Source organism: Microcoleus sp. Z1_A1 (assembly GCF_036700305.1).
Lineage (GTDB): Bacteria > Cyanobacteriota > Cyanobacteriia > Cyanobacteriales > Microcoleaceae > Microcoleus.
Window position 1 is genome coordinate 22,525 of the sequence record NZ_JAUBOR010000059.1, and the last position, 6,000, is coordinate 28,524.

The window sequence follows — 6,000 nt, forward strand, 5'->3', positions numbered from 1 at the left end:
CCCGTGGTTGCCCCTGTCCCAGAAAATTCGTGGCGGCACGAGAACTGGGCATCCCCACAGAGAATTTTTGCGATCGACTGTAAGGGAAAACTCCCCGTGGTTGCCCCCTCGGACTGTAAAAAATGTACTGTTTCTCGATGCCAGAGTAGAGAACTGCGAGAGCTTGGCAAGAGGAGCAACAGCCGATACAGAGGTATTTGTACTGAACTCGACGGGGGATGGAGTCGAGCAAATTACTAGAATTTTGGCTAATTGCAGCGATTTAGACAGCCTTCAGATAGTTTCTCACGGTCGAGAAGCAGGAGTGCAGCTAGGGTCGATCGAACTCTGCAACGACAACCTACAAACCTACAGCCATTCGTTACAGCAGTGGAGAAAAGCCCTCAGCGAGAGAGGAGATATCTTGTTATTCGGGTGCAGCGTCGCAGCGGGGGAAAGCGGCCAAGCCTTCGTGCGGCAGCTAAGCTTGATGGTCGGTGCAGATATTGCAGCTTCCGACAACTTGACGGGGAGTGTGGCCCTCGGCGGCGACTGGCAATTAAAATTTGCGACAGGGGAAATAAAGGCGAGAATCGCCATTGAAAAAGAAGTCCTCGAAGCCTACCCTTACGCCCTCGGCACATTAGTTAACGAAACTTTCAAAAACTCCACAGTTAGGGGGCCTTGGATTTACGGGGGAAATGACGGGGCACTGTTCGATCCCAGCAGCAACGATCCAGCAGCCGATCAACTTATCCCCGGCATTACCGGAGGCACAGTATCCGGCGTACTTCCGGCTTTGGGCGGTGCAACTCCCGGCGATGGCGCTCTGCGATTAACTCCAGCAGTAAACCTTCGGGAAGCCTTCGTCATCTACAACAACCCCATTCCTTCAACCGACGGTCTCAGAGTCCAGTTTGATTTTTATTCTTACGGTTCAAGGGAGCAAGCTAATGCTCCGCAACCATTTATTAGCCCTCAGCCAGGGGACGGGCTGGGTTTCTTCTTGATTGACGGCACTGTTAGCCCAACAAGGACTGGGGGTTATGGCGGTTCTGTCGCTTACGCTCCACGAACGGGTATACCCGGTATTGAGGGAGGTTATTTAGGCATTGGGCTTGACGAGTTTGGCAATTTTTCAACATCCACAGAAGGGCGGTCGGGTCCTGAGCCACCCCCGATTCCCGGCTCCTCTATTGGTTCTTTCAGACCAGATTCAGTAACTGTTAGAGGAAATCAAGCAAACGATTATCGGTTTTTAACAAATGCGATCGTTCCCTTCGGCATCGATAACATTCCTACAAGCATTGACTTTAGTGGCCCTGAACCAGGCGCCAGTTTTAACTTCAGCAATACGTTCACGAGCGATCGCAATTTAGCCAAAAGATCCGTTCAAATTACACTGAATCCATCTAACGATCCGGTCAATCCCTCTCGCCTCACCGTGGCCTTCGATGCAAATTTCGACGACATCTACGAAACTACATTGATCGACATCCGCAACTTGGCCACCGAAAACGGCCGGGTACCGCCAATTTTGAAATTTGGTTTTGGCAGTTCCACAGGAAGCGCCAACAACATTCACGAACTTCAAAACCTGGTAGTTGAAACTATCAATCCTCCCAGTATCACCGCTGAGGTTGCCACTATCAAGAGCGGCCCGCAGTTCGTCAAGCCCGGAAGCAGCATTACCTACACGATTACAACTGTAAACAGGGGGCCAGCGCCCGCTACAAATGTCCTGATTCAAGACGAAATACCTTTTGAAATGCTGCGTCCGGGGGGATTGCCGCCGGTTCTCACTGCCTCCAACAATGGCACTTATGTGAACGAAACGAAAGCTGTCACCTGGCCGTTAATTCCGGTTCTCAATGCGGGTGAGACTCTGACTTACACCCTGACTATTGATTTGCCACCCGGTTTAACCAGCGGTAGCAGTTTTGCCAACGTTGCATTCAGCAATAGCTCGACTTTCGACCCCGATCTGGGCAACAACAGCGGTGTACTCGCGCCAGGGCAAATCGAGGGGCCTGGTGTAGTCTTTACCACTGTTGTCGATACAGTCGCAGATTTAGTTACTACCAAAAGTGGGCCTGTGACTACTTCGGCCGGGTCAAGCGTCGCCTACACATTGACTACGACTAACATGGGGCCAGACCCCGCTGCCAATGTGACCATCACGGACAGCATTATTCCGGGTTTAACAGGAGTCAGCGTATCGGATGGGGGGAGTTACGACCCAGTTTCCGGCATTGTCACCTTCCCAGCATTGACAACCCTGGCAAATGCAGCTACTGCGACCCGCACCGTCAGTTTCATTGCCCCAGCCACCCTTACCGCCATCAGCAACACGGCCCGGAGTAGCGCGGCGACTTTCGATCCGATCGCCACTAACAACAACGGCTGGGCGACCAACAAAGACGGCACTCCCACTAACTCTACGGTTACGACAAGTATTGCGCCCAACGCGGATCTTGTTACCACGAAAACCGGATCTACGAGTGCTACTGCCGGTAGTTCGGTCAGCTATACGATCGCCACAGTCAACTTAGGGCCGAGTCCTGCAGAAGCTGTAACCATCACTGACAGCATAGTTCCGGGGTTAACCGGAGTCACGGCATCTAACGGTGGCGTTTACGATCCAGTGACGGGGATTGTCACCTTTGCGCCCGTGGCAATAGCCCATAAGGAGACAGTCACCCGGACGATCGGCTTCACAGTGCCGCCCACCCTAACTTCCATCAGCAACACGGCCAGAAGTACCTCCATCACTCCCGACTCCACTCCTGCCAACAACAACGGTACAAACCCCAACGCCACCGTCATTACCTCGATCGAGGCTGTGGCCGATATTGTCACCCAAAAAACGGCTCCGGCCAGCATCGAGGTGGGCGACACGCTACTTTATACAATTACTACTACCAACAACGGGCCTAGTCCCGCGACCAACGTAGTCATCACCGACAGCCTAATTCCCGGCTTAACTAATGTCAGGGTGTCCGATGGCGGAACCTACAATGCTGCCACAGGGGCGATCGATTTCCCAGCGATCGCGACTTTAGCCAGCGGCAGCAGCGTCACCCGCAGCCTGACTTTTGTACCGCCGTCTACCCTGACGAGCATCACCAACATTGTCTTGAGTCGATCGGACACTTTTGACCCGGACTTGACGAATAACGACGGCTCGACAGTCGCATTGCCCGGTCAGGCGGGGGGGCGAGTCGTTACTGCGATCGAGGCAGCTCGCGCCGACTTGGTTACGTCCAAGAGCGGTCTCACATCTGCTCCTGCGGGTAGTTCCGTGACTTATACTATAACTACCGCCAACAATGGGCCGAATGCTGCTGAAAACGTAGTGATTACAGACAGCATCATTCCCGGTTTAACGGGAGTCAGCGCATCCGATAACGGCACTTACGACCCAGTGACAGGGGTTGTCACCTTCCCAACAATTCGCAGTTTGACTAGCGGCAGCAACATCAACCGCGAGGTAACAGTAGTCATTCCAGCGATCGGCACCATTAGCAATACTTCCCAGAGTCGATCGACCACTTTCGATCCCGACCCCAGCAATAACAACGGTTCCGAGTCCAGAGCCACTGTCACCACCGCCATTTTACTCGCTCCGCCTTCACCCAACAAGCTTCCGTCAGCCGACAGCAGCAATGTGGCGATCGGGCCCAACAGCGTTGTCCAAATTAGCGGGCTCGGAGGCAGAGACTCAGACGGCACAGTGGTTGCATTCACCATCAGCACCCTGCCGCCGGCAAATCAAGGCATCCTGTTCTTGGGCGACCCCGCAACCGGAGGAGTCGCCGTCACGGCAGGTCAAACCCTGACAGCCGAGCAAATGACGCAGTTATTCTTCCAGTCGGCCGGCAATTTCACAGGGGCTAACTTTACCTACAGCAGCAGGGACAATCTCGGTGGCATCAGTCCTGCAGCCACCGTTTCTCTGGTCTCACTGGCGTTCAACTACCCGCCGGTACCGACAAACTTCAGCAAGACACTGGCGCCAAACAGCACAGTCAACCTCACAGGGCTCACGGCAAAAGACCTCGACGACTCGATCGAATTCTTCACTATCAACACCCTGCCGGCAGCAAATCAAGGCGTCCTATTCTTGGGCGATCCCAGCCAGGGAATCCGGGTCACGGCAGGCCAAAGACTTAGCGCAACTCAAATCAGCCAGTTATTCTTCCAAGCAACCAGCGAATTCACAGCCACCAACTTTACCTACAGCGCCACAGACAGCCGCGGCGCCATTAGTCCAGCCCCCGCTACAGCCTCCCTGCGAGGACTATTACCTCCCACCGACGGGCCACCCGTCGCCAACAACTCCAGCGTCGCTTTGTTGGTGGAAACAACCGCGAACATCCCCGGACTCGGAGGAACCGACCCAGACGGGACGGTGGTTTCCTTTACGGTAAACACCTTGCCACCAGCCAATGAAGGCACGCTGTTCTTGGGCGACCCCAGCCAAGGAGTGCGGGTCACGGCAGGTCAAACCCTTACAGCCGAGCAAATTACCCAGTTGTTCTTCCAAGCGTCCGGCAATTTCACAGGGGCAAACTTCACCTACAGCGCTACAGATAACCTCGGCGCTACCAGTGCCGCAGTCGCCACTGTCTCTCTCATTCCCCTTAAGGAACCGATACCCGTGCCGACACCCGCGCCGATACCCGTGCCGACACCACCAACACCGACACCCGCGCCGGAACCGACACCACCAACACCGACACCCACACCACCAACACCCACACCCGCGCCGATACCGGTGCCGATACCACCAACACCGACACCCGCGCCGATACCGGTGCCGATACCGGTGCCGACACCACCAACACCGACACCCGCGCCGGAACCAACACCAACACCCGCGCCGGAACCGACACCAACACCCGCGCCGGAACCAACACCAACACCCGCGCCGGAACCAACACCAACACCCGCGCCGGAACCAACACCAACACCACCAACACCTGCAGCGGAACCAACACCTGCAGCGGAACCAACACCCGCGCCCGTCCCCGCGCCAGAATCAACACCCGCGCCCGTCCCCGCGCCAGAACCAACACCACCAACACCACCCACACCCACACCCACACCACCCACACCCACACCACCCGTCCCAACACCAACACCAGCCCCAGAACCAACCCCCATATTCAACCCAGTACCCGAACCAGATACCAGTTGCGGTTGCGACCCCCTGCCCCAGCCCCCTCTCATCGCATTTCTCCCCCCCCAGCCTTCACCCATACTCAACTTCGACTCCAACGCCGCCCAACTCATCAACATCCAAAACACCAGCATCGGCACAGAGGGAAACGATTATTTAACAGGGAACGAAACTAACGAACTGTTTCTCTCATTTGAGGGCGACGACACAGTGTTAGGTGAAGGCGGCAGCGATATCATATACGGCGAACAACAGCGAGACTTCATCGCAGCAGGACTCGGCAACGACATCGTTTACGCCGGCAAAGACAACGATGCCGTATTTGGTGGCAAAGCGGGCGATCGCATTTTTGGCGATCGCCACTCCGACACATTGTACGGCGATCGCGGTGGCGACACCATAGTCGGCGACAACGGCAACAACATCGACTTAACCGACAACGACAGCGACCTAATTTTCGGCGGTGATTCAGGCGACGCCATAGCAGGCACTCAAGGCAATGACACCATTTACTCCGGCAAAGGCCCTGACATCGCCTATGGTGGCATCGACAACGACCTGATTTGGGGTGACAAAGGGCCCGATACCCTTTGGGGCGACAAGGGAGACGACTCTCTGTTTGGTGGGGTACTCAACTCCCTCGATAGCGACCCCGACGGCTTCGATTTGCTGACAGGAGGCGAGGGCAACGACTTACTTCACGGCCAAGAACAAGACGACACCTTGCGAGGGGGCAACGGCTTCGATGTGGTGTTTGGAGGTAAAGGGGACGATCGTATTTTTGGCGAAACTGACTCGGATACTCTCTACGGCAATCTAGGTTCCGACACCATCATCGG

Annotated in this window: 1 protein-coding gene; it reads left to right on the forward strand. The window is 55.5% G+C overall.

Annotation, left to right across the window (positions count from 1 at the left end):
* Positions 1 to 7 precede the first annotated feature (7 nt).
* Positions 8 to 6,000 (forward strand): DUF4347 domain-containing protein (locus QT973_RS24430; RefSeq protein WP_333392384.1); only part of this gene is annotated, 5,993 nt, incomplete at its 3' end.